Source organism: Massilia sp. LXY-5 (genome assembly GCF_059801075.1).
Genome location: NZ_JBNNEH010000013.1, coordinates 1 through 3,437 on the forward strand (window position 1 = coordinate 1; position 3,437 = coordinate 3,437).

Genomic DNA, 3,437 nt, shown 5'->3' on the forward strand with positions numbered 1-3,437 from the left:
AGCAAGTCGGTCCCACCCCTTCCCATCCCGAACAGGACCGTGAAACGACTTTGCGCCGATGATAGTGCTGCAACCAGTGTGAAAGTAGGTTATCGTCAGGCTAGTTATAAAAAGAAAACCCGCTCAGTGATCTGAGCGGGTTTTTTTTCGTCTGTCGGTTTTGATCTCTGCAGTTGGCCGTGCGACCGCGCGGACACAGGGCTTGGTCTTCCCTTGCCTCCTGCCAAACTTCCGATTCCAGCCCAGCGATCGGAACTTCGCTCTCCCAAATTGTCTTACTAGTTGAAAAGCGATTCCAATTTGATATCGATTGGAAACGGCGCACTCGCCTTGCGGGTGCATTTGTACGCTGGAAGAGACTAGGGGAATCACATGAAAGCGAAAACATCGAAGGGCGCGACATCGATGCCTGACGGAGACAATTCGGACGACTCCAAGGCTGGATCGCAGAACGGAGCAGGCAGCGCCTTTTCTACCATGATGCCGAACGTTGGCGATATCGGCGCGGCTCCCGACGAACGCGGCATGCCAGGCCTGAGCGCGCGCGACCCGACCGGCTCCATGCCTTCAGGCGGTATGGAGCCCCGCCTGCAAAGTCGTGAATACGACATGCCCGACGGAGGAATGGGCGACGGCAGCAGCGGGCGTCCTGACGGCGGCGGCCCAGGCAGCGGCGGCGGCGGCACCTTCGGCGGTGGCGGCGGAGGCGGAGGCAACGGCAGCGCGGACACGCCGCAGGTGCGCAAATGCGGCACCATGGACGTGCACCGGCGCCTCCTGTCGACCGACCCCCAGTACGCGCGCGTTCGCGACGAGATCGAAGACCAGACCGCGCGCTTCGAGCTTTCCGGCCTGAGCGCGCAACGCACCGGCATCACCCGTATTCCCGTGGTCGTGCACGTGGTGTGGAACACAGCCGCGCAAAATATTTCCGACGCACAGATCACGAGCCAGATCGATGTCCTGAACCGCGATTTCCGCCGCACCAACCCTGACGTGAGTACCACGCCCGCGCCTTTCCTGCCGCTTGCGGCGGATGTCCGCGTTGAGTTTTCCCTGGCCACCACCAATCCCTCGGGCGCGCCGACGAACGGCATCGAACGGCGCCAGACCTCGGTCACTTCGTTTTCCGACAACGATGCGGTGAAATCGGCCGCCACCGGGGGCATGGATGCCTGGCCGGCCGCGAACTACCTCAATATCTGGGTCTGCCAACTCGGTGGCGGCTTGCTCGGCTATGCGCAGTTCCCCGGCGGCCCCGATGCCACCGACGGGGTCGTCATCCTGCACTCGGCCTTCGGCACCACCGGCACTGCAGCCGCGCCGTTCAATCTCGGGCGCACCGCGACCCACGAAATCGGCCATTGGCTGAACCTCAACCACATCTGGGGCGACGACGGCACCGGCTGCAGCGGCACCGACAATGTTGCGGACACCCCGAACCAGGCAGGCAGCAATACCGGCGTGCCGACCTTCCCGCATGTGTCGTGCAGCAACGGGCCGAACGGCGACATGTTCATGAATTACATGGATTACGTCGACGACAGGGCGATGGTGATGTTTTCCACCGGCCAGGTGGCACGCATGCAGGCCTGCCTCGACGGCGTGCGCAGTGCAATCGGCAGCAGCGCCGGCGCGATCCGCCCGAGTTCGTCGCCGGTGCTTGCGTGGGGCCCCAACCGCCTCGACACATTTGTCCTCGGAACCGATCGGGCGCTCTATCACAAGTGGTGGAACGGCAGTGCATGGGGCCCCTCCGTCACAGGGTACGAGCACATGGGCGGCGTCTGCACCAGCGTCCCGCAGGCCGTCGCATGGGGAGCGAACCGCCTCGATGTATTCGTTACCGGCACCGACAGCGCCCTTTACCACAAGTGGTGGAACGGCTCCGCCTGGGGGCCATCGGTCACCGGTTACGAGAACATGGGTGGCGTCTGCCTGGACGATCCGCGTATCGTTTCATGGGGCCCGAACCGGCTCGACGTATTCGTGCTCGGCACGAACCGTGCGTTGTTTCACAAATGGTGGAACGGCTCGTCCTGGGGGCCGTCGCTTACCAGTTACGAAAGCCTCGGCGGTACCTGCGTCGGCCAGCCCGAAGCCGTTTCGTGGGGAGCCGACCGCCTCGACGTGTTCGTGATCGGCACCGACCGCGCGCTGTACCACAAGTGGTGGAACGGCACGTCCTGGGGGCCGTCGGTCACTGGTTACGAGCGCCTCGGCGGCGTCTGCACCTCGGCGCCGCGCGTCGTCGCATGGGGACCGAACCGGCTCGATGTGTTCGTCACCGGCACGGATGGCGCGCTCTACCACAAGTGGTGGAACGGCCAGTCGTGGGGGCCGTCGGTCGACGGTTTCGAACGCCTGGGCGGCGTATGCATCGGCCAGCCCGAGGTCGTGGCCTGGGGACCGGACCGTCTCGACGTCTTCGTCATCGGCACCGACAGCGCCCTTTACCACAAGTGGTGGAATGGCCAGTCGTGGGGCCCATCGGTGACAGGCTACGAAAGCATGGGCGGCGTCTGCACCTCCCAGCCACGGGCCGTCGCCTGGGGGCCGAACCGCCTCGACGTGTTTGTCACCGGTACCGACAGCGCGCTCTACCACAAGTGGTGGAACGGATCGGCATGGGGGCCATCGCTCACCGGCTACGAAAACATGGGGGGCGTCATCTCGGCGTTCCGCAAGGACGAGCCGCGCGCTCCGGCCGTCACCATGCCGCTTCCGGCACAGGGCATTACGCAGCAGCTGGGGGCGACCTTATCATGACGACCTCACAGACAAGCTCACTGACTGGTACCTGGGCCCATTCCTTCGAGGAGGACGAGGGCGATGTGCAGGTCTACCGTCCAGGCGGATCATTCCCGTTTCCCCCCAGCCGCCGCGGACGCGAAACCCTCGACTTCCAGCAAGCCGGCCAGGTGGTCACGGGGATGCCGGGTCCTGACGACCGGCAAACGCATGCCGCCGAAGGCATGACGGCACTCGGGATGAATCGCTTCCGCCTGGGAGATTCGCGCGTGATCGAAGTGATCGAGTTCGGTCCCGATGTACTGAAGGTCAGGCAGGCCTGAACTGGCGGCGCCTGGCGTCATCGTCAGGCGCCGTGCAGGAACTATTTTCGCGAAGCCTCTTGCAGAGCTCCTGTGGCTTTGTTATAGTTCGCCTCCTCGCGAAAACGACAACGAAATCAAGTAGTTGAACTCCCAACGGGAACCGCGGAAAACGCGGTGCAGTAAAAAAAGAGGTTGACGAAAAACGCGAAACACTGCATAATCTCATCTCTCTGCTGCTGACAAACAAAACGATTTGTCGACAAGTAGCAAGCAGTACCGAACAAGTTCTTTAACAATTAACAGTCGATAAGTGTGGGCGTTTGATGAAGGTGCCAAGAGCTTCGGTTCTTGATTACTTAAATTATCAAATGTTCACAAAAA

2 protein-coding genes and 1 rRNA gene are annotated in these 3,437 nt (G+C 62.4%); all 3 read left to right on the forward strand.

Translation table 11 applies throughout. The features are described 5' to 3' along the window. A 5S ribosomal RNA gene (rrf, locus tag ACI48I_RS24100) occupies nt 1–101 on the forward strand; the annotation flags it as partial. A 271-nt stretch (nt 102–372) separates the two neighbouring features. Further along, complete coding sequence (locus tag ACI48I_RS24105) at nt 373–2,769, forward strand: DUF8189 domain-containing protein (protein WP_498575716.1); 2,397 nt, start codon at nt 373–375, stop codon at nt 2,767–2,769. After that, nucleotides 2,766–3,074, forward strand: a complete 309-nt coding sequence (locus tag ACI48I_RS24110; protein WP_498575717.1) for a hypothetical protein — start codon at nt 2,766–2,768, stop codon at nt 3,072–3,074. The genes ACI48I_RS24105 and ACI48I_RS24110 overlap by 4 nt, the downstream gene beginning before the upstream one ends. Nucleotides 3,075–3,437 lie beyond the last annotated feature (363 nt).

Excerpts from the sequence above, each read along its gene's own strand:
- ACI48I_RS24110 (WP_498575717.1), top strand. The coding sequence starts at position 2,766 with ATGACGACCTCACAGACAAGCTCACTGACTGGTACCTGGGCCCATTCC.
- ACI48I_RS24105 (WP_498575716.1), top strand. The coding sequence starts at position 373 with ATGAAAGCGAAAACATCGAAGGGCGCGACATCGATGCCTGACGGAGAC.